Below are 20914 nucleotides of genomic sequence, written 5' to 3'. Positions count from 1 at the left end.
GGGGCAGCCGCCACGCGATATTTCAAGACTAGCCAGCAGGTTGTAGGTCTTGGCGCTACCCAACCGCCATGAGCCGTCAAATATGTCTGGCTAGTGTCGTGCTTTCAGTTACGTTGTCAGGCTGCCCGGCTAACCTTAGAACGGAGGTTCCAGGGTAATAACCAACTTGCGCCAGTGACGGCGTGGAGGAGATTGGGGAGCAACAATGAAGGTCCGTCGACTCAGCATCGAGAACTTTCGCGGCCTCAAGAAGCTCGACTGGACCCTACCGAACAACCAGCGCCTCATCACCCTGATCGGTCCGGGAGACAGTGGCAAGTCCACGATTCTCGAAGCGATATATCTATTGCTTGGTGACCGCTGGAACGTCTCCTTCTCAGACCTTGACTTTCACGGTGTCGATACCTCGGAGCCGATCCAGATCAAGGCCATCGTGACCGACGTTCCTGGACTGCTCCTCAAAGACGATACGTTCGGTTTCTGGCAGAGCGGCCTCGCATCTGACGGCCAGATTCATCAGGAACCAGAGGACGGTCTTGAGGCATGTCTCGTCGTGTGCCTATCTGTGGACGAATCCCTCGAGCCACAGTGGGAAATTATGCGCGCCGATGGTGAAGGTCGAAGGATCACTTCCAGCCAGCGCCGTGGCTTCTCGACCTTCCGAATTGATGACCGAACTGATACTCAGTTGCGTTGGAGTCGCACATCAGCTCTGGGACGGATGTCGGCGAAAGACGGCGGAGAGCGGGAGGCTTTGGCCGCCGCAGAGCGAGCTGCCCGCGAAGCGCTCAACGGACACGACAGCCCTGCGCTGAACGAGTTGGTTAAACAAGTCCAGGACCACGCCAACGAGATTGGAGGAAGCGACTTCAAGGCCATTCGTGCTGGACTTGATGCCTCACGCTCCGGGATGGGAGCCAACCTAGCTCTCTACGAAGCTGTGGTTCCGCTCATGGCCTACGGTCTCGGTAGCCGCCGACTAGTGAGCTTGGCCGTACAGCAGATGGCGGCGGGTGAACGTGCAATCGCGGTGATCGACGAGTTGGAGAGCGGCCTCGAACCACACCGCGCTGTTCGGCTGCTCAACTACCTCAACAAAAATCCGTACTCTCAGGTCTTCGTGACCACACACTCTCCAGTGGTGGTCGAACAAGCTCCCATCGAGAGCCTATCTATAGTGCAGGCATCGAATGGTGCAGTGAAGATTACCCCGCTCGGCGGGGCGGGTGAAGTAATGCAGGCTCTCCGGCGAGCGGTTCCCTCTTCACTACTAGCACGCAAAGTGGTCATCGGCGAGGGGAAGACTGAACATGGTGTCTTGATGGCTTGCTTCGATATGTGGGACCAGCAACGCGTCACAAGGGGACTTGCGAATTCAGCCGGCGAGGGCTTAGCCATTCAGGACGGCAACGGCGGCGAAAAGGCTGCTAACCGGGCCGAGGCGATGGCTCCACTCGGGTGTTCGGTGCTGGCTCTGATTGACAACGATGTACGAACAGCCGACTCTCATGTGCTCAAAGCCCAGCAAGCAGGCGCAACCATTATCCGTTGGGAAGATGGCCACTGCATCGAATCGCAGATCTGCTCCCAGCTCGATGCGGATGAACTTCAAGCCTTTATCTCACTCGGTGTGGAACATCGGGGGGCTGAAAGCACGGTGCTTGACGACATCAACAGCCGGGGGAAGGTGCAAGTCAGGAACCTAACGGTCTTGGACTGGCTCGAGACATACGGGATCAAGGATGCTCGCTACGTTGTAGCTCTCGCGGCGATCAAACGAGGCTGGTTTAAGGACGTCGATGCCGGACGCGCACTGGGAGAATGGGTGTTAGCACGGTCCACCTCCCCGAACCTCACAGCCGTATTCACAAGGCTCAACCAGATCAAGACGTTCGTGTACGGGACTCCAGCTTTAGCTGCTGCCGCAGAACCTTGTGACACAAATGGGTAGTGACGAACTGGGCAGGTTGGCTGCCGAGGTCATTGCCGCAGCTCCATGCTCTTTAGAGATGCCCGCCGGAACCGGCAAAACCGAGCTTCTGGCAGCTTGCGTCGCCACGGCAGGAGGGAAAGGGCAGCGGTCACTCGTCTTGACCCACACCAACGCCGGTGTTGACGCCATACGTAAGCGATTGCGGCGCTTCGGCGTCCCATTGAACGCAGCGCGAGTCGAGACAGTCACCAGCTGGGCGTTCACGCTCTCAAGGTCGTATCCAGGACTTGCTGGTATTGATGTGCCTGAAGTCCCTAACTGGGACGACTCAGGGGCATACGTCAATGGTGCAGCCGTAGTTGCTCAGGCAGCAGCGGTTCGCAAGGTTCACGCAGTGAGCTTCGACTATCTCTTTGTGGACGAGTACCAGGACTGCACGATCGACCAACACGAATTAGTAGTCGCAATCTCCCAGGCCGTGCCTCGAACTGTGATCTTGGGCGATCGTCTCCAAGCCATCTTTGGGTTCGATAAGAAACACCCTCTGATGGACTGGGATGCTCATGTATTGCCTCACTTCGCACCGAAGCTTGTGCCGCACGTTCCGCAGCGCTGGCGCGACCACAACGTTGCGCTCGGGCAATGGCTACTTGATACTCGGCCGTCCTTGGTCGACGGAGGATCGTTCGACTTTTCGGCGCACTCCGTCGACGGGCTTGAGTGGCGCCAGAGTGACTGCAGAACTGCTGTGCAGGCGGTTAACAAGGCAGCGCATGGTCTATCGAACAACCGTGAGTCGGTTGTTCTGCTGGACAAGTTGCCGCCACAAGTTGCGAACCATGCAAGTCGTCTCGGTGGTTCGTATGCCGTGATGGAAGACATGGCCGGGCGTTTCATGGCCAATCATCTTGCTAACCTTCCGGCTGAAAACGGGCTTCTCGCTTCGTGGCTCGTTGACGTGGCCAAGAGCTGTTTTGTCGGTCTATCTGGTCTAGATAAAACAGTGAAGGGGCGGCTTGAGCGGGGGCGACTGGTGTCAGATCTGAAGCGCAAGGGACTGACCTCGGTGCAGACTGCTCTTGACTGTCTAGTAACGAATCCGACGTACGGCCAGCTGTGTATGTCGGCTGCCGCGATCCGAGCAGTAGCGGGAGCGACTCTTTACCGACAAGAAGCCTGGGATGATACGTTCCGTGCAGTCGAGAGGAGCATTGAGGAAGGAACCTCTCCGCAGGAAGGCCTGGCGATCATCCGAGACCGGCTACGTCACGGCGGGCGAGGCAATCGAAAGCGCGTCGCTTCCAGGACTCTGTTGGTGAAGGGTCTGGAATTCGACCACGTCATCATCGCGAACGTCCAGAACTTCACCGATCCCAGACAGCTCTATGTAGCACTCAGCAGAGCCAGGAAGTCGGTCAACGTGATTGGCAGCAACCCCAGGCTCCAGCTCAAATACGAGTAGCCGTCCGTGGCGGGCCGTTCTTCACTGTTTGGCGCTACCGGTGGAAGTCAGCGAGCAACCTGGTTTATAGATGACTGCGAGACGACATGGCCTGGGCCGCCTCGGTCATGTCGGCGGCATTCCCAATCAGTCCAGGCCTCGGAAAGTCTATGAGTTTCGATATGATGCTGCTATGCCGCGCGCCTATGGTTTCCGGGTCTTCATCGTCGAAGCGTACTCGAATCGTAAGAAGGATCAGACCCCACTCGACTGTTCGTCGTCTTCTAGTGTTCGCAACGAGACGTTGGAACTAATCGAGCGATTGCACGCCAAAGGCACCATGCGGTTCCCTCCGCGAGCGCCCAAGGACGGCGAGCCGGACAAACCAACTCAGACTGCAACGATGTCAGCGCCGGTCGTCGTCAACCAGGAAGTGATTCATCTCGAGATCGCGACCGGAGAGACCGGAAGTCACGGCTTCGCCACGCACCCGGTCGAACCGGCTATGAACATCGCGGACAGGTCAGCAGAGCGGCCGTACCTGATCACACTTGTGTTCTCGCCACAGACCGCAAACCGCTTTGTCATCGTGGCCCAAACCGCGCACCGACGCGATGGACTCCGGAGGTTCCTGTCGATGCTCACTCAAGAGGGCATCGTATGGAAAAATGAGCGCCGTGTTGCTCAGGAGGTCCTTCGTGAAGCAGCCAAGACTGCACGCCACCCACTGCCAACGAGGCGGCCAGAGTCTCGTCTCTTGTTCGATGCGAACCAGGCCTCTGACAACGCATTCCTTGACGAGATTCTTCAGGGCGCAAAGTCTGCGTCAGCCACGTTCACGAGCAGGCTTGGATCGAACCGCGGAGGGGAGCCCGACCGCGTCGGCAGGACACTCAAGATCAGTCTTGTAGACGACAAGCAACGCGAGATCGCACCGCAGGTTGGGCGCACTTGGATGGGGCGCAAGAGGCGCGGAGACGCTACGAGCACTAAAGAGGGAGTGTCGGAGGTCTCTGCTTTGCTTGAGTCGGAGAACCTTCTAGACGAGCACGAAGGAGATCGCTATGACGAGGTGTCGCTCAGCATCCGAAGTGCTTCCAACGAGACTACAACGATCGCAGTTGACACCCTGCGGGACGTGTTCACCTACCCAGTTTCAGATGGATCACCTGGCATTAAGTTCTACTACGAGCAGGTTGCAGCACGACTGCACACGATCGCTATGCAGGATGGACTCCATCTCAATCCGATCGATCCGGATGAGGTTGAAGAGTGTCTGCGCGTTTTGATCCCAGACCGCTGATCAACGGACTACTCGATGGCTTGCGCATGCGTCGCGCGGACGTCGGTAGCGAGACAAGCGATGTGTGGTCGCGAATCTTGCTCTTCGGGATTCCTGGGGTCGTTCTCGTTGGGATGATCGTTTTTCAGGTAGAACTGAAGCACGCGGACCAGCTTCTCGCAGGGGCTGCGCTGCTCTCTGCGGCGCTGATCGGAGCGTTCGCTCAGATAGTCTCCTGGCGCGAACGCATCCTCCACCGGAACCGAGAGGTTGAACGCGTAAAAGTTCGCGCTCTCAATGAGGCAGGTGCTCATGTGCTCGTCTCCTTGGTCATGTCAGTGATCGTTACTGCTGCTGTTTTCGTGCTTGCAAACGTTGAGGTGACGGCCTCCTCACGGCTGTACATGAGGGTCATCTGCTGGGTACTGAGTGGAGCTAGCGCTGGTGCGTTTGCTTACGTTGCGCTTTCTCTCGTAATCGTCGCGAATCTCCTCTGGGATGCGTTCAAGCGTGAAGAGCAGGACATCGCAGAGGACAACTCCCCGCAGTACCCCTCCCGTGAGTAGTACATAAGTCGCAGGCCGTCCGTACCCGTCCGGCGTGGCTCGGGTGCTCCGTCTATCAAATACCTTTTGTGTAGCGCCACACAGTGCTCCGGTGCTTGTCGAACCGCTCGGCGATGGAGCGGACGTTCTCACCGCTGGGCTCCGCGGTTCTAATAGCATCTAGTTCTTCGGCGTGGGAGGCGTTCCAGGCGGTCTGTTTGGCTCTGTGACGACCTCTGAGTCGTCCTCCCGCGGGGACGTGGCGCCGTCGCGGATACCCAGCTTTGCATAGTTCCGCACCGTTTCTAGCCGATCGAACCGCTGCAGCACGTTTGCTTTGAGTCTAGTGGGGGAGCACTTTCTCTTCCTACGTGATGACTGTGCCGCGGCTCAGAGCCCAAAGGCCTCCGCGTAGCCGACCATGCCTGCCGGGATCGGTTCATCACTCAGCGCCAGGACCATGACGGCGTCATCCGGGGCATCAACCGGAACGGTCACGCCGTGGTCACTGGCTCGCTGGAAGCCGAATCTGGGGTAGTACTCCGGGTGCCCGACCACCACCACGGTGTTTTCACCGGCAGCCCGGGCTGCTTCCAGAACAGCCTCCACAAGCTGCGTGCCCACACCCTGACGCTGAAACTTCTCCAAGACGCTCACGGGCGCCAGCGCCAGTGCAGGTTGGCCATCAACGGTGCAGCGGGTCATCAGGACATGTCCGATGACGCTCTCGGAAGCCTCTGCCACCAGGGAGAACTCCGGAAGCCACGCGGCATCGGCACGCAATGCCGTCACCAAATCAGCCTCCTCCGCGGTGGGAAAAGCTGACAAAAGAACGGTGCGCACGGCGTCGGCGTCCTCCGCTGATTCTTGCCGAACCTGAATCTGTTGCTGCGCCATGGCCTAGCACTTTCTGTCTGGGCGGACCGGATTGTGACCGACGAACCGCCTTGTGGCTTGCCCTGAACCCCTAAGCATTGTTAGATACGCCACAATGAAGACGCTCGCTGGTTGGGGCGAGTCACTATCTTGCACCGGCCGCAGAGGCTGGAGCGGCAATGAAACTAAATGTTCTCGGAAGGACCTTCCATGACTGACAGATCTGGACTGCAGCCGTGGGGGAGGTCTCCAATTCCCAGACGGCGGGTGCTGGCAAGCGTCATGGGCTTGGGCACACTGAGTGCACTGACCGCCTGCTCCACCACGGCGGGGTTCGACGTCGACACCAGCGCCCCGCCCACCACCGGTGGTTCCCTGCGCGTGGGGCTGACCGGCGGCTCCTCCGCTGACACCTTGGACGCCCACATCCCCGTCAACTCCGGTGACGCAGCGCGCGTGATCAACCTCTACGAACCTCTGGTGGAGCGCGACGACGATTACCAGATCGCCTACCGCTTGGCCGAGTCCCTGGAGCCCGACGACGACGGCGCTGTGTGGACCCTCCGTCTGCGCGAAAATCTGAAGTTCTCCGACGGCTCTGATCTGACGGCAGATGACGTGGTGTTCACCTTCGAGCGGGTCACAGATCCGGCGGACCCCAAGACGAATGCCTCCAACCTCTCCACCTTTGACCGGGCGGAAGCGGTGGATGACCGGACCGTCAGGATTTACCTGAGCGCGCCGAATGCCATCTTGGATGACTCCTTGGCCCAGTACTCCATGGGTGTGGTGCCCCGGGGTTATGACCCGGCCAACCCGATCGGCGCCGGCCCGTTCAAGCTCAAGAGTTTCACAGCGGGGCTATCCACGGCGCTGGAACGCAACCCGCACTACTGGGGCCAGTCGCCTCATCTGGATGAAGTGGAGCTGTTGAACTTCAATGACACGGATGCTCTCATCAACGCGCTGCTCTCCAGCCAGGTGGATTGCGTGGGCCAGATCCCGCTGTCCTTGGTGGACGTTCTGAACTCGGATGAACGCATGGCGGTGCTGAACTCCCCAACGGGAATGTGGCTGCCGTTCACCATGCGCGTTGACGTGGCGCCGTTCGACGACGTTCGGGTGCGCCAAGCCTTTCGCCTTGCCGTGGACCGTGAGCAGATGATCGAGCAGGTGCTTTCCGGCAACGGGGAACTGGGAAATGACATGTTTTCTCCGTTTGATCCGTTCTACCCGCAGGAGCTTTCGCAGCGGGAGCAGGACATTGCTCAAGCCAAGGAACTGCTGGCTCAGGCAGGCCACCCGGACGGTCTGACGGTGGAACTGGTCACCGCACCCATCCAGTCCGGTGTGGTGGAAGCGGCACAGGTGTTTGCCGAACAGGCCAGGGAAGCCGGGATCACGGTGAATATCCGCAGGGTGGACACCACCACCTTCTTTGGCGAACAGTATCTGCAGTGGAGCTTTGCCCAGAGTTTCTGGTACACCCGCAACTTCATCCCGCAGGCCCGCAACTGCGCCACGGCAGATGCGCCATTCAATGAAACCGCCTGGGTGGATGAGGAGTTCACCGCTCTGGTCGATCAGGCCCAGGAGGAACTGGATGCCGACCTCCGGGGGGATTTTATTCAACAGGCACAGGAAATGCTCTACGACCGTGGCGGGTACATCATTTGGGGTTTTGCCAACCAGGTGGATGCCTACCAGCGCTATGTCCTGGGACTTGAAGAGAACTCCACGGGGCTGCCGCTGTCCGGCTACACGTTCCGCCGGGTGTGGTTGGGGGAAGTGTTATGATTGCCAAACTGGTTCTCAAACGCCTTCTGGTCAGTGTGTTCATCCTGTTGGCCGTATCTGTGGTGGTTTTTGCCGCCACCTTGCTACTGCCCGGTGATCCCGCGCGGGCCATCCTGGGCCAGCAGGCCACTGAGGAACGTATTGCGGCCCTCCAGGCGGAGATGAACCTGGACCGCTCCCCGGTGGAACGGTACTTCCTGTGGCTGGGCGGTTTGTTCACCGGAAACTTTGGGACGTCCACGTCCACGGGCGGACCGGTGGCGGAATTGCTGGGGGATCGCTTGAGTGCGTCCCTGGTGCTCATGATCTGCGCGGCCTTGGTTGCGGTGCCGGTGGGCCTTGCCATCGGAATCTTCTCTGCCTTGCATCGCGGAAAACGTGCCGATCAAGCCGTCACCTGGACCACCTTGGCACTGGCTGCACTGCCGGAGTTCGTGATCGGCATTGCCCTGGTCACGCTGTTCGCCACCTCCGCGTTCCGCATTCTGCCGGCCGTGACCATGAGCCCACCTGGGCAGCAGGTGTGGCAACTGCCAACCCAACTGATCCTGCCCACCGTGACCCTGGCGCTCGTGGTGATCCCGTACATCATCCGCATGATGCGGGCCACCATGGCGGAGGTGATGGATTCAGGATTTGTTGAAATGGCCAGATTGAAAGGTGTGCCCGAACGCCGGGTGATTCTGCGTCACGCATTACCGCACGCCATCGGTCCGGTGGCCCAAGTGGTGGCCATTCAGCTGGCGTGGTTGGCCGGCGGCGTCGTTGTGGTGGAGTACCTGTTCCGCTATCCGGGCATTGGTCAGGCACTCATTGACGCCGTGACCTACCGGGACGTGCAGGTGGTGCAGGCCATCTCCATCATCATTGCGGCGGTCTACGTTGTGGTGAATCTGCTGGCGGACATCGTGGGCATTCTGGCCAACCCCAAGCTCAGGAGCGCGGCATGAGCAGCACGCAAGCCACCGTCACCCGCCCTTCCTCTTTGCTGCGCCGCGTGTGGGCTCAGAAACAGGGCAAGGTGGGCGCGGTTCTCACCGCCGTGATCGTACTGCTGGCCCTGTGTGGACCGCTGCTGGCACCGGTGATCACCGGGTATGGCCCCACGGAGTTTGTGGGGCGGCCGTTCCAAGCCGAGGGGTTGTTCGGCACGGACAACCTGGGCCGTTCCGTGGCCTCCCGCTTCCTGGCCGGTGGCCTGCTCCTGTTGGCCTACTCGCTGCTGGCCACAGCCCTTGGCATGGTGGTCGGTTGCATTGTGGGGATGATCGCCGGATACGCCGGTGGCAAGACGGATTCCGTGCTCATGCGCCTCAACGACGTCGTCTTGGCCTTCCCGCAGCTGGTGTTGGCCCTGCTGGCCATTGTGGTGTTGGGCCCTGCCGGGTGGGTTCTGGTCACAGTGATCGGGCTGACTCACGCCCCGCGCATTGCCCGGGTGGCCCGAGCGGCCACGCTGGGTGTGGTCAACGAGGATTACGTCCGGGCCGCTGAAATGTATGCAGTGCCGCGAACCCGTATTCTGGCGCGCGAAATTTTCCCCAACATCACCGGTCCCCTCAGTGTGGAGGCCGGCCTGCGCCTGACGTATTCCATTGGGGCCATTGCCTCCCTGTCCTTCCTGGGATTGGGCATGCAGCCGCCCACCGCGGACTGGGGTCTGATGATCAACGAAAACCGCATTGCCCTGAGCATCCAGCCCTGGGGTGTGCTGTTGCCGGTGATCGCCATAGCCATTTTGACGGTGGGCACCAACCTCCTGGCAGATGCCATTGCCAGAGCCACCGCATCAACCACCGTGGAGTCCGCATGAGCCCCGCCGCCGCTACCTCCGCACCCTGGGCCACGACGACGACGCCCCACCTTGCCCTACGCATGGATGACTTGCGGGTGGCCACCGTAGGTGGGACAGAAATCTTGCATGGCGTGAATCTGCAACTGCGCCGCGGAGAAATCCTGGGGCTGGTGGGGGAGTCCGGATCGGGCAAAACCACTGCTGGATTGGCCTGTCTGGGACATTTCCGGGCTGGGCTGCGCTACACCTCCGGAAAGATCACGGTGCTGACGGACCGAGCCCAGGAACTGGCTGCCTCTGCCACACCCCGAGCGGATGAAGACTCCAAGCAGCGTCATGCAGCAGCGGATGCGATGTCGGAGATTGAGATCACCGCCCTGGGGCAGGAGCAACTGCGTGCCCTACGGGGAACCCGCGTGGCCTACATTCCGCAGGATCCTGCGTTGAGTTTGAATCCGGCCATGAGGGTGGGCGAGCAGATCCGGGAAGTCTTGGACATCCACGGCTTTGGGGCGTCCTCTGCAGACCGCGCTCACCGGGTGAGCCAAGTGCTGGAGGACGTTGGACTGCCGAGCACGGCGGCCTACCAGCGGCGGTGGCCCCATGAGCTTTCCGGAGGTCAGCAGCAACGGATCGGCATTGCCATGGCTTTTGCCATGACTCCGGAGGTGCTGATCCTGGACGAGCCCACCACCGGTTTGGACGTGTCCACTCAATCCCACGTGCTGGAGACCATCCGTGCCATGACCAGTCAGCATGACGTGGCCAGCCTCTACATCACTCACGATCTTGCAGTGGTGGCGGAACTGGCGGACCGGGTGGCTGTGATGTTGCGCGGTGACGTGGTGGAGGAAGGCTCCGTGCAGGCAGTCCTGACTCAGCCCCAACACCCCTACACCCGGAAGCTGTTGGACGCCGTGCCAGACCTGGCGGGCCGCAAACAGCTTGCGCACACCGGGCAGATGCCCGTGGTGGACGGGGTAGACCCACAGCTGGACACTGCGCGTGGCGCCCAGCTGTCCGGGACGGTGGCGGGTGAGTCGCCGTCGTCGTCTGTGGGAGGTGGTGCTCCGTCACCGCTGCTGCGCGTCACGGACCTGAAGAAGTCCTACGGGCAGAACACCATTTTGCAAGGTGTGAATTTCACGCTGGAACCTGGGCAGTCAACCATGGTGCTGGGAGAATCCGGGTCCGGTAAAACCACACTGTCACGGTGCGTGGCCGGTTTGATTGAGGACTACCAGGGCAGTGTTGCCTTGCGGGGCCATGAGTTGGCTGCCTCCACCCGTAAGCGCACCAATGATCAGCGCCAGGCCGTGCAGTATGTGTTCCAGTCCCCGTACTCATCCCTGAATCCGCGCCGCAGCATTGGGCAGTCCCTGACCGTGCCGCTGGAGATGAGTGGCAAACTGCCCGCGCGGGAGCGGCGTGGTGCGGTGGAGGAGGCACTGGACGCGGTGCGGCTGGGTCGCAGTTTTTATGATCGTCGGCCGGGGGATCTCTCCGGTGGTGAACGCCAGCGTGCTGCCGTGGCCCGTGCACTGGTCAACGCACCTGACGTGCTGGTCTGTGATGAAATCACCTCAGCGTTGGATGTTTCCGTGCAGGCATCCATTGTGGCGCTGCTGAATCAGTTGCGGGAGGAACGCGGTCTGGCGTTGTTGTTCGTCACGCACAACATCACGCTGGCGCGGCACATTGCGGATCACATCCTGGTGCTGAATCAAGGAGTGATCGTGGACTCCGGGCCGGTGGATCAGGTCTTGGAGGCCCCCACCCACGAGTACACCCAAAGGTTGTTGGCGGACGTTCCCACGTTGTGAGCGCTTTGAACGGGGTCGGTGCCGTTGGGTGCCATGGGTTGCTTGAGTCGTATTAGATCTCATCAAGTTATCCATTCGTGAGAAAAATATTCTCACGAGGACTGCCATTTAGGCCGCAAAACGAGCTTGTGTTGTCTGACCCCCATGAAAGTCTGAAGTCATGGACGGTCAAATCAGTGGAGAGTTCGGTGAGGAAGCTGCACAACGTGCGGCTCGCGCCTCTGCTGACATGCCGAGTGAAACCCATGACCTGACCTTCTTGGAAGGGGTTACGGCGGCAGGGATCGTAGGGGAAATTCAACGGAATGCTGAAGCGGAATCAGCTGCCCGTGGATTTTTACTGCGCAATGTTGCGCGTCTCTATGCCGTCGCTCTGAAATCTCGCGGTGCGCAGGCCCGTGAATTGATGTTGAAAACAACTCCGTGGACATTGGGGGAATCGTCGCGCGTACATTCCGCTCATGTTGCCTCAGCTTTGGCCGAAAGCTCTCAGAAGAGTGTGCTCCGTGATGTTGCTGCAGAGGTTGGTGTTGCCCTGATGCTTCCGGCAGGCACCGCCCGCGCACTGGTTGAACAAGCGCTGGTGCTCGCTGGAGACCTTCCGGATGTGTTGACGGGCTTGGAACGTGGGGAGATCACGTGGTCCAAGGCCAGTTTGGTCCTGAAAGAGTGGCGCGCATTGGTGGAGCAGGTGCCCACCACCGAGCGCCATGATCAGTTGATGCAACAGGCTGTCCTGGTCGGCGGAGAATTGCCCATGGACTGCACGGAGGTAGAGGTTGAAACCAAGGCAGCAAAACTGGTCAAGGAGATGATCGTCCGTGCGCCACACGTGACAGCGAGTCAGTTGGGGGCGTTTGCGCGGCGGCGTCGTGCACGCATGGGGGCTGCGGCCCATCAGCGGGCGTGTGCCGTGGCCCTTAAACAGCGGGATGTCTGGATGTCCCCGGAGGATGATGGCCTGGCCAGGCTCACAGCAGTTCTGGATGCCGCCACCGCCACCGCAGTGGTCTCGCGTGTCAATGCTCTGGCCCAAACCCTGGATGATCCCCAAAGATGCACTGGTGAAAAGCGAGCCGAAGTCTTGGGTGACCTCCTGATGGATGGCGAACTTCCTGAAGGGTCCCGGATTCCGCGAGGTATCAGGGGGCAAGTTTCGATCACCGTGCCCGCCATAGAACTGGTTGCTCACGATCCTCAACTTGCACCTGCCTTGTCCGCTGCCGTTGGTTCTGCGGCAGCGGACCCCGCATACGGCGACCTGGCTGACCATCCGGCACCTGTTGCCCCGGCGTGCGGGGGCTCTAAGAGGCGTGATGAGGTAATCATGTCCCGGGCATCAATCACAGCCGATGTCCCGGATGGTCAGAGCGCAGCAAACCTTGTGGGATACGGGCCCATTTCTACGGTGGATGCGTTGCGGATCGCGGCTGGTGCTGGATCTTGGCGGCGATTGCTGACCCACCCGGACTCAGGGGTGGTCACAGAATACGGGCGGTCCACCTATCGTGTGCCTGCCGGCTTGCGCAGTCTGCTGGCTGTTCGGGATGAAACCTGCAGATTCCCGGGGTGCCGGCGCCAGGCCACCAACTGCGACCTTGACCACACAGTTGCTTGGGAGAACGGTGGCACCACGGATCTCCAGAATCTGGGCCATTTGTGCAGGCACCATCACCGCATCAAACACGACCCAGACGCAGCACTCGGTACCTGGATAGTTCACGCAGTAGTTGATTCAGCTGCTCCACCGGGGACGGGTGTGCTGGAGTGGAAATCGCCAACGGGGGTGGTGCGCCGAACTGTTCCAGGATCGCCAACTCCTGCCACCACTCGATGGCTGGTGGGCGCAGGCAACGGTGACCATGAACCGTGCGCGGAGCCACCAAGCCAGGATGATCCCCCGCCCTTCTGAGACTGCGCGGCGAATCATGGCTGGTGTCGGCGGCTCACCTACGTCCGAACTTCCGCTTGCGTTCCTGATTGGCAGCCACAGGATCAAAGTTCTGCAGGCGCTCGCGCATCTTGCGGAGGAAGATCCCAAAGGTCACGAACATGAGCACCACCAGCAACACCCACCGGGTGGAGATCAGCACGGAAGACAACGCCACCAGGGCTGCGTTGGTGGGAGTGGCCACGGCGGCATCCACCACGGCACTCCCCACCAGGCTCACAGCCAGGAACAGTCCCGTGGCCACCAACCCACTGATGCGCTCATAGCCGCGCTTGGCATAGATCACCAGGAACAGGCCCCACCCCACGGCCATGACCAGCGGTGCCAGCAGGCCTGTGGTCCAGTGGACGGAGGCGTAGAGCTGGGCGCCGTCGTCGCCAATGATCCGGGCGAATTCCGCCATCCATTCCTGGCTGTATCCGGTGACCTGAAGCTCCGGGACGCCGTGGCCATCTGCCACCAAAGCTGCGAACTCGGGCAGGATCAGGACGTTGACGTAGAACATGAGCAGGGCCCCAATGATCATGATCACGGCAATCAGGATCCCGGGTTGGCGTTTGGTCTTGGTGGGTTCGGGAGCGGGGAGCTCCGTGCTGCGTGGGGACGCAGCGGGGCTCGGGGCACTCCGCAGATCGCGGCTGCCGACCGGTGCCTCACCGGCCTTCACCCCGTATTTTTTGATCTTCTGCGCACGCGTCAAACCCATGGCTCCATTATGGGTGGTCGGCCAGGTGACGGGGCGCCCAAGACGCAACCGAGTAAGCTGGGTCACATCCCGAACGGGACTCTGCCGGGCGGGACCGGGCGAGCAACGGGGCTCGCACGTGATGCTTTGGAGGTGCACCGTGGAGTTGTCGATCGGCCTCCCGGAGGGACTGCTTCTGCGGCTCTCCCAGGGGGAACTCACCCTGTACGAAGACGATTGGAAGACCGTCCGCCGTCACATTGACTTGTCCGTCTTGCACGGTGCGCAGATTTCGGATGTCACCTGGTCACACAAACTCTTGGCAGCCGTGGTGGCAGTTCCGGAACGCAACCAACTCTTCCGGTGGGATGCCTACACCAACGCACTGGTGGAGTTCGCCGGAACCGGAGAATCGGGACGGCGGGACGGCAAGGTTGCCCACGCCAAGTTCGCGGGGACCTGCGGGACCGTGGAGGATTCCAACGGCCGCGTTTGGCTGGTGGACCGGGATTCCTCTTCCCTGCGTTACCTCACTTTTGACACAGACAAGGTCGACGGCGATCCTCACGTGGTCACGGTGATCGGCAAGCACGGTTCAGGGTTCCAGGACGGGGAGGCGGAACACGCCAAGTTACTGGCACCGGAATCGGTCAACATTCTCTACGACGGCTCCGTGGTGATTGCAGATACGGGAAATCAAGCCATCAGGGTGCTGGACCAGGAATCCATGGAGGTGCGCACCGTGGCGGGGGGCCCAGAGCTCACGGAGGACCAGATCGACTTTGAGGACGGAATCCGCCTGGAACGTCCCTACCTGGTGGAAGTGGCCGACGGCGAGTTGTGGGCGGTGGATGACAACGGACGCCATCACGTGGAGGTGGCCCCCGTGTGATGTCTGCGGGCCCACGTAAACTGCGGGGATCATGGATTTCCTCACGGACAACCCCCTGCTTTCAGTGGCCGCTGCATCCCCTCGAATGGATCAGACCGGTCCATCAACCGTGTCCGCAGATCCAGCCGCTTTGCTGGAAGGACTCAACGAACCCCAGCGTCAGGCGGTTGAGCACGCGGGGTCACCGCTGCTGATCGTGGCTGGTGCAGGCTCCGGCAAAACCCGTGTGCTCACCCACCGCATTGCCTACCTGCTGGCAACGGGCCGCGCTCACCCCGGGGAAATCCTGGCGATCACCTTCACCAACAAAGCTGCGGCGGAAATGCGCGAACGCGTGGTGGAGCTGGTTGGTTCACAAGCAAAGTCCATGAGCATCTCCACCTTCCACTCGTTCTGCGTGCGGGTTCTGCGGCGGGAAGCCACCTCCATCGGGCTGAAATCCACGTTCTCCATCTATGACTCGGCTGACTCCTTGCGCGTGATCACAGCTGTTGCCAAACAGCAGGAGTTAGACCCCAAAAGGTTTGCCCCCAAGGCCATTCAGCACGCCATCTCAGGGTTGAAGAATGAGCTCATTGATGATGAAACGTATCTGAACCGAGCCTCCGGCACGGACCCGTGGGAGTCCGCTGTGGCTGCGGTGTACCGCGGGTACACGGAACGCTTGCGGGCCGCCAACGCCCTTGATTTTGATGACCTCATTGCCCAGACCGTCCACATGCTCCGGGCCTTCCCCGGAATCGCCCAGTACTACCGTCGCCGCTACCGCCATGTGCTGATTGACGAATACCAGGACACCAACCACGCCCAGTACGCACTGGTCAAGGAGATTGTGGGTGGCGCTACCGCTGAGGATCACGGCACAGCTGCGTCGGCACCGGGAGAGCTCACCGTGGTGGGTGACTCCGATCAGTCCATTTATGCCTTCCGCGGGGCGGACATCCGCAACATCGTGGATTTTGAGAAGGACTATCCCAATGCCCGCACGGTGCTGCTGGAGCAGAACTACCGCTCCACCCAAACCATTCTGACTGCGGCCAACGCCGTGATAGCCAAGAACTCCGGGCGTCAGGACAAGCGTCTGTGGACTTCTTCCGGGGACGGTGCCCAGATTGTGGGTTACGCGGCAGAATCCGCCCATGAAGAAGCTCGCTGGATTGTGGAGGAGATTGACCGACTCCAGGACGAACACCAGGTGAAGCCGGGTGACATTGCGGTGTTCTACCGCACCAACGCGCAGTCACGTTCCCTGGAGGAAATCTTGATGCGCGTGGGCCTGCCCTACCGCGTGGTGGGTGGCACCAGGTTTTATGAGCGCAAGGAAATCAAGGATGCCCTGGCCTACCTGCGGACCCTGATCAACCCGGATGATGAAGTCACGGTGCGCCGCATTCTCAATGAACCCAAACGGGGAATTGGGGACCGCGCGCAGGGTGCTGTCAGCGCGCTGGCAGACCGTGAACGGATTTCCTTCATGGCGGCACTGCGTCGCGCTGATGAGGCTCCGGGCATGGCAACACGTTCGGTGAACGCGGTCAAGGGTTTTGTTCAGCTGGTGGATGACCTCACCACGGTGGCGGAGGGCAACCGCCCGGCGGCGGTCTTGGAAGCCGTCTTGGAGCAGACCGGCTACCTGGAGGCACTGCGCACCTCGGATGATCCGCAGGATGAATCGCGCGTGGAAAACCTGGCCGAATTGGTGGCCGTGGTCCGCGAATACGAACGTGAAAATCCCAATGCCGGTCTGCCGGAGTTCCTGGAACACGTGGCACTGGTGGCAGACGCGGATCAAATTCCGGACCCGTCTCAGGACCCGGAGAACGCGGGCATGGTCACCTTGATGACGCTCCACACCGCCAAGGGCCTGGAATTTCCCGTGGTGTTCCTGACCGGCATGGAGCACGGGATCTTCCCCCACCAACGCTCCATGACCGATGACAAGGAGATGCAGGAAGAACGGCGGCTTGCCTACGTGGGGATCACCCGTGCTCGGCAACGGCTGTATCTGACCCGTGCAGAGATGCGCCAGCAGTGGGGACAGTCCCAGTACAACCCGCCCAGTCCATTCCTGGAGGAGATTCCCAGCCCACTGGTGCACTGGGAACGTGAGGGCTCTTCCGCACCCGGTGGGTGGGGTTCGGCATCCTACGGGGCAGGTGCTTTTGGTGGCTCTGGAACGTACGGCGGCGGTGGACGCCGTGGTGGCGAGTCCGGCTCCTGGTGGGGCGCCGGTGCCGCCAGTGGGGCTGCCGGGGGATTCCAGCGGATGGGTGCCGGTGGCAGGCAAAAGGCCGGCCGTATTGAACCTGAGCGTGAAGTGCTTGCCCTGACGGTGGGGGAGCAGGTGGATCACAAAACTTTTGGCCGTGGCACGGTCATCCAGTTGGAAGGCTCAGGGGACAAAGTGATTGCCAAGGTCCGCTTTGGCTCCGGGGCCGGTGCAGAGGAAAAACGGCTGCTGGTGCGCTCGGCACCGTTGTCCAAGGTGGCGGACTGATCCTTACAGGAACACCAACACCAGAGCTGTGGCGGGGGCTGTCCACCGCAGACGTCGCCCGGTGAGCAGGTGCACCGCACCCACCAGGAGGAAAGAAATCAGGGTGGTCACAAACAGCGGCCATCCACCGGTCACACTCTGGTAGGCGGCAGCCACCAGACCTACCAGCAGGCCACCCACGGGAATCTTGCTCAGCACCTGGGAGGACGTCAAAGACTCCGCCGCGGACTGGGTGGTGGCCAAAGCCAGTGCTGTCAGTACGGCAAATCCGCAGTGATAGGCCAAAAGTCCCACCGCGGCCACAATGCCTGTCATCCCATAGGTTCCGTAGAGTCCCTGCCACATTTGGACCGGTTGAAGCGTCCACTGCCCCACCAGCATGGGCGGAAGAATCACAGCGCACAGCACCGCGGCAACACCAAACCACAGGGCCGCAGCCACGTGCCGGTGGTCCTCCATCAACGACGGCGGTGGGCTGGCTCCCTCAAACACCTCAGCCCGGTGGGTGGCCCGTTCCAGTGCCCGATAGATACTGCGCGCGCCAGCCAACCAGATGCCACCCAGTACCACCCACGTGATGGTCTGCGGCCACAGGCTCCACAGACGTCCGGGGGGATCCAGGACATCGGGAACTCCCGCGACGGGAAGTTGGATGGCGGCCAGCACTGCGCAACCCAGCAGGGCCAGAAACAGTCGGGCGGAGGAGGCCTGGCGTCGTCGTCGGGGAGCAGCGTTTCGCCTACCCGCGGTGCGGCCCCGGGGAGCATTGATGCCATCCCGGCCCCGTTCCGGGGTGGGGTGTGCGTGCTGCTCCGCTGGTTGCATAAGGGACAGTCAACCAAGTTTTGGCCCATGCGTCTCACCAGTGTGCTGTCATGTCGGCTGCAGCTGATGTGGGCGAGCCCCGGTTGTGGCCAATAGTCCGTTAAGGTTGGCTATCGAGGAGTGCGTTTGTGATGCCCTGAAGTGTCACCTGAAGTGACGGCCGGGGAAGTCGGCTGTCACTGCACCCTTGAGAACACGGCCGCTGCCGGGTAGCGCAGCGGCCAACAAACTTCGACGAAGAAGGACTCTCACCCGTGGACCTGTTTGAATACCAGGCGCGCGATCTCTTCGAGAAGCACGGGGTTCCCGTGCTGCAGGGATACGTGGCCACCACCGCAGAAGAAGCCAAGGAAGCCGCAGAGAAGATTGGCGGCGTCACGGTCGTCAAGGCACAGGTCAAGGTGGGCGGCCGCGGTAAGGCCGGCGGCGTGAAGGTCGCCAAGACCGCTGATGAAGCGTACGAATACGCACAGCAGATCCTGGGTATGGACATCAAAGGCCACACCGTGCACCGCGTGATGATCGCCCAGGGTGCAGACATTGCCGAGGAGTACTACTTCTCCCTGCTGCTGGACCGTGCCAACCGTTCCTATCTGGCCATGTGCTCGGTGGAAGGCGGCATGGAGATCGAGCAGCTGGCCGTGGAGCGCCCGGAGGCGCTGGCCCGCGTTGAGGTGGACCCGAATGAGGGCATCACCGAAGAAAAGGCCCGCCAGATCGTCACCGAGGCCAAGTTCGATTCCGAGACGGCCGAGAAGGTTGTCCCCGTCCTGGTCAAGCTGGGCGAGGTCTACACCAAGGAAGACGCCACCCTGGTGGAGGTCAACCCGCTGGTCAAGACCGGAGACGGTCAGATCCTGGCGTTGGACGGCAAGGTCTCCCTGGATGAGAACGCCGACTTCCGCCAGCCCGATCACGCGGGTCTGGTGGACAAGGCTGCGGAGAACCCGCTGGAGGCCAAGGCCAAGGAAAAGGACCTCAACTACGTCAAGCTGGACGGTCAGGTTGGCATCATCGGCAACGGCGCCGGTCTTGTGATGTCCACCCTGGATGTGGTGGCTTACGCCGGTGAGGCCCACGGCGGCGTCAAGCCCGCCAACTTCCTGGACATTGGCGGCGGTGCCTCGGCTGAGGTCATGGCCGATGGTCTGGACGTGATCCTGGGTGATGAGGACGTCAAGTCCGTTTTTGTCAACGTGTTCGGCGGCATCACCGCCTGTGACGCGGTGGCCAACGGCATTGTGAAGGCTCTGGAGATCCTGGGCGACTCCGCCACCAAGCCCCTGGTGGTGCGCCTGGACGGCAACAACGTGGAGGAAGGCCGCCAGATCTTGGAGCAGGCCAACCACCCGCTGGTCACCTCCGTGGACACCATGGACGGTGGCGCGGACAAGGCAGCCGAACTGGCTGCCGCCGCCAACTGATCCCCGCCGGACTCACACAAGACAAAGTAGAGGAAACACTCATGTCCATCTTTTTGAACAAGGACTCCAAGGTCATCGTTCAGGGCATCACCGGCGGCGAGGGAACCAAGCACACCGCCCGGATGCTCGCAGCCGGCACCAATGTGCTGGGTGGCGTCAACGCCCGTAAGGCCGGCACCACCGTGGCGCACAAGGACCAGGACGGCAACGACGTTGAACTGCCCGTGTTCGGCTCCGTGACCGAAGCCGTTGAGGCCACCGGTGCGAATGCCTCGATCGTGTTCGTTCCGCCCAAGTTCTGCAAGGACGCCGTGATCGAAGCCATTGATGCCGAGGTCCCGCTGGTGGTTGTGATCACCGAAGGCATCCCGGTACAGGACTCCGCCGAGTTCTGGGCCTACTCCAAGGCCAAGACCGGTGCCGATGGCAAGCCGACTACCCGCATCATCGGCCCCAACTGCCCCGGCATCATCTCCCCGGAGGAGTCCCTGCTGGGCATCACCCCGGCCAACATCACAGGCAAGGGCAAACTGGGCCTGGTCTCCAAGTCCGGCACCCTGACTTACCAGATGATGTTCGAGCTGCGTGACCTGGGCTTCACCACCGCCATCGGAATCGGCGGCGACCCCGTGATCGGCACCACCCACATTGATGCTCTGGAAGCCTTTGAGGCTGACCCGGAGACCGAGGGCATTGTGATGATCGGTGAGATCGGTGGTGACGCTGAGGAGCGTGCCGCCGAGTACATCAAGGCCAACGTGACCAAGCCGGTGGCCGGTTACGTGGCTGGCTTCACCGCACCGGAGGGCAAGACCATGGGCCACGCCGGCGCCATTGTCTCCGGTTCCTCCGGGACCGCGCAGGCCAAGAAGGAGGCCCTGGAGGCTGCCGGTGTGAAGGTGGGCAAGACCCCCACCGAAACCGCTGAGCTCATGCGTGAACTGATGGCCGGCAAGTAACCCACTGGCCCACACCTCACTCACGACGACGCCGCCCCTCACCTTCCGCGCGGAAGGTGAGGGGCGCCGTCGTCGTAGGGAGTGTGAGTTCAAGCCGTGCGCAGTTTGATACCTCATCAGCGCTGATGAGGTAACAAACTGCGCACGGCTTGCACCACGGGTCCCCCAATGTAAGGACCATCCGACCCC

General features: G+C 61.3%; 17 protein-coding genes. 13 read left to right on the top strand and 4 right to left on the bottom strand.

Annotation, left to right across the window (positions count from 1 at the left end):
- Nucleotides 1-205 precede the first annotated feature (205 nt).
- The 3 genes from Q4G32_RS12260 to Q4G32_RS12250 all read left to right on the top strand — a co-directional run bounded on the left by Q4G32_RS12260 (nt 206) and on the right by Q4G32_RS12250 (nt 4677).
- The gene (locus tag Q4G32_RS12260; protein WP_303351788.1) at nt 206-1951 is read left to right on the top strand and encodes an ATP-dependent nuclease; all 1746 of its coding nucleotides are present in this window, start codon (nt 206-208) and stop codon (nt 1949-1951) included.
- Nucleotides 1944-3395 (top strand): UvrD-helicase domain-containing protein, encoded by a 1452-nt coding sequence (locus tag Q4G32_RS12255; protein WP_303351786.1) that lies wholly within the window; start codon nt 1944-1946, stop codon nt 3393-3395. Before Q4G32_RS12260 ends, Q4G32_RS12255 begins: the two co-directional genes overlap by 8 nt.
- 172 nt (nt 3396-3567) lie before the next feature.
- Complete coding sequence (locus Q4G32_RS12250; protein ID WP_303351784.1) at nt 3568-4677, top strand: hypothetical protein; 1110 nt, start codon at nt 3568-3570, stop codon at nt 4675-4677.
- 8 nt (nt 4678-4685) lie between these two features.
- On the opposite strand, the gene Q4G32_RS12245 is transcribed toward Q4G32_RS12250, so the two are convergent.
- A complete protein-coding gene (locus Q4G32_RS12245) occupies nt 4686-4970 on the bottom strand; it encodes a hypothetical protein (RefSeq protein ID WP_303351782.1) in 285 nt (94 codons plus the stop codon).
- Here Q4G32_RS12245 and Q4G32_RS12240 point away from each other — a divergent pair, their 5' ends adjacent.
- On the top strand, nt 4971-5222 hold the full coding sequence (locus tag Q4G32_RS12240; protein WP_303351780.1) for a hypothetical protein: 252 nt from the start codon (nt 4971-4973) through the stop codon (nt 5220-5222).
- Between the two features lie 369 nt (nt 5223-5591).
- On the opposite strand, the gene Q4G32_RS12235 is transcribed toward Q4G32_RS12240, so the two are convergent.
- Nucleotides 5592-6098 (bottom strand): GNAT family N-acetyltransferase, encoded by a 507-nt coding sequence (locus Q4G32_RS12235; RefSeq protein ID WP_303351778.1) that lies wholly within the window; start codon nt 6096-6098, stop codon nt 5592-5594.
- 189 nt (nt 6099-6287) lie between these two features.
- On the opposite strand from Q4G32_RS12235, the gene Q4G32_RS12230 reads away from it, so the two are divergent.
- The 5 genes from Q4G32_RS12230 (at nt 6288) to Q4G32_RS12210 (ending at nt 13404) form a co-directional block, all read left to right on the top strand.
- On the top strand, nt 6288-7874 hold the full coding sequence (locus Q4G32_RS12230) for an ABC transporter substrate-binding protein (protein ID WP_303351776.1): 1587 nt from the start codon (nt 6288-6290) through the stop codon (nt 7872-7874).
- Nucleotides 7871-8824: an ABC transporter permease gene (locus tag Q4G32_RS12225; protein ID WP_303351775.1), complete on the top strand. Its 954-nt coding sequence runs from the start codon at nt 7871-7873 to the stop codon at nt 8822-8824. Before Q4G32_RS12230 ends, Q4G32_RS12225 begins: the two co-directional genes overlap by 4 nt.
- The gene (locus Q4G32_RS12220) at nt 8821-9687 is read left to right on the top strand and encodes an ABC transporter permease (RefSeq protein WP_303351773.1); all 867 of its coding nucleotides are present in this window, start codon (nt 8821-8823) and stop codon (nt 9685-9687) included. Before Q4G32_RS12225 ends, Q4G32_RS12220 begins: the two co-directional genes overlap by 4 nt.
- Nucleotides 9684-11492, top strand: a complete 1809-nt coding sequence (locus tag Q4G32_RS12215) for an ABC transporter ATP-binding protein (RefSeq protein ID WP_303351771.1) — start codon at nt 9684-9686, stop codon at nt 11490-11492. The genes Q4G32_RS12220 and Q4G32_RS12215 overlap by 4 nt, the downstream gene beginning before the upstream one ends.
- Before the next feature lie 160 nt (nt 11493-11652).
- Nucleotides 11653-13404 (top strand): HNH endonuclease signature motif containing protein, encoded by a 1752-nt coding sequence (locus Q4G32_RS12210; RefSeq protein WP_303351770.1) that lies wholly within the window; start codon nt 11653-11655, stop codon nt 13402-13404.
- A 34-nt stretch (nt 13405-13438) separates the two neighbouring features.
- Here Q4G32_RS12210 and Q4G32_RS12205 read toward each other — a convergent pair whose 3' ends face one another.
- Nucleotides 13439-14149 (bottom strand): hypothetical protein, encoded by a 711-nt coding sequence (locus Q4G32_RS12205; protein WP_303351768.1) that lies wholly within the window; start codon nt 14147-14149, stop codon nt 13439-13441.
- Nucleotides 14150-14288: 139 nt separating this feature from the next.
- Between Q4G32_RS12205 and Q4G32_RS12200 the strand changes: the two genes are divergently transcribed.
- Nucleotides 14289-15020, top strand: coding sequence for an integrase (locus Q4G32_RS12200; RefSeq protein WP_303351766.1), 732 nt, complete (start codon nt 14289-14291; stop codon nt 15018-15020).
- A gap of 31 nt (nt 15021-15051) precedes the next feature.
- Nucleotides 15052-17517, top strand: a complete 2466-nt coding sequence (gene pcrA, locus Q4G32_RS12195; RefSeq protein ID WP_303351765.1) for a DNA helicase PcrA — start codon at nt 15052-15054, stop codon at nt 17515-17517.
- A gap of 3 nt (nt 17518-17520) precedes the next feature.
- Here pcrA and Q4G32_RS12190 read toward each other — a convergent pair whose 3' ends face one another.
- Complete coding sequence (locus tag Q4G32_RS12190) at nt 17521-18342, bottom strand: hypothetical protein (RefSeq protein ID WP_303351764.1); 822 nt, start codon at nt 18340-18342, stop codon at nt 17521-17523.
- A 254-nt stretch (nt 18343-18596) separates the two neighbouring features.
- Between Q4G32_RS12190 and sucC the strand changes: the two genes are divergently transcribed.
- A complete protein-coding gene (sucC, locus tag Q4G32_RS12185) occupies nt 18597-19766 on the top strand; it encodes an ADP-forming succinate--CoA ligase subunit beta (protein WP_303351762.1) in 1170 nt (389 codons plus the stop codon).
- 41 nt (nt 19767-19807) lie between these two features.
- The gene (gene sucD / locus Q4G32_RS12180) at nt 19808-20725 is read left to right on the top strand and encodes a succinate--CoA ligase subunit alpha (RefSeq protein WP_303351761.1); all 918 of its coding nucleotides are present in this window, start codon (nt 19808-19810) and stop codon (nt 20723-20725) included.
- Nucleotides 20726-20914: the final 189 nt, after the last annotated feature.

The sequence above is a fragment of the Kocuria sp. genome, assembly GCF_030538595.1.
GTDB lineage: Bacteria > Actinomycetota > Actinomycetes > Actinomycetales > Micrococcaceae > Kocuria.
The sequence above is the reverse complement of the archived record's forward strand: the minus strand, read 5'-3'. Positions and strand labels throughout refer to the sequence as shown.

Bases quoted from the DNA above. Each gene is read 5' to 3' on its own strand.
- Q4G32_RS12260 (WP_303351788.1), top strand. From the start codon at position 206: ATGAAGGTCCGTCGACTCAGCATCGAGAACTTTCGCGGCCTCAAGAAG.
- Q4G32_RS12255 (WP_303351786.1), top strand. From the start codon at position 1,944: ATGGGTAGTGACGAACTGGGCAGGTTGGCTGCCGAGGTCATTGCCGCA.
- Q4G32_RS12250 (WP_303351784.1), top strand. From the start codon at position 3,568: ATGCCGCGCGCCTATGGTTTCCGGGTCTTCATCGTCGAAGCGTACTCG.
- Q4G32_RS12245 (WP_303351782.1), bottom strand. From the start codon at position 4,970: ATGAGCACCTGCCTCATTGAGAGCGCGAACTTTTACGCGTTCAACCTC.
- Q4G32_RS12235 (WP_303351778.1), bottom strand. From the start codon at position 6,098: ATGGCGCAGCAACAGATTCAGGTTCGGCAAGAATCAGCGGAGGACGCC.
- Q4G32_RS12230 (WP_303351776.1), top strand. From the start codon at position 6,288: ATGACTGACAGATCTGGACTGCAGCCGTGGGGGAGGTCTCCAATTCCC.
- Q4G32_RS12225 (WP_303351775.1), top strand. From the start codon at position 7,871: ATGATTGCCAAACTGGTTCTCAAACGCCTTCTGGTCAGTGTGTTCATC.
- Q4G32_RS12220 (WP_303351773.1), top strand. From the start codon at position 8,821: ATGAGCAGCACGCAAGCCACCGTCACCCGCCCTTCCTCTTTGCTGCGC.
- Q4G32_RS12215 (WP_303351771.1), top strand. From the start codon at position 9,684: ATGAGCCCCGCCGCCGCTACCTCCGCACCCTGGGCCACGACGACGACG.
- Q4G32_RS12210 (WP_303351770.1), top strand. From the start codon at position 11,653: ATGGACGGTCAAATCAGTGGAGAGTTCGGTGAGGAAGCTGCACAACGT.
- Q4G32_RS12205 (WP_303351768.1), bottom strand. From the start codon at position 14,149: ATGGGTTTGACGCGTGCGCAGAAGATCAAAAAATACGGGGTGAAGGCC.
- pcrA (WP_303351765.1), top strand. From the start codon at position 15,052: ATGGATTTCCTCACGGACAACCCCCTGCTTTCAGTGGCCGCTGCATCC.
- Q4G32_RS12190 (WP_303351764.1), bottom strand. From the start codon at position 18,342: ATGCAACCAGCGGAGCAGCACGCACACCCCACCCCGGAACGGGGCCGG.
- sucD (WP_303351761.1), top strand. From the start codon at position 19,808: ATGTCCATCTTTTTGAACAAGGACTCCAAGGTCATCGTTCAGGGCATC.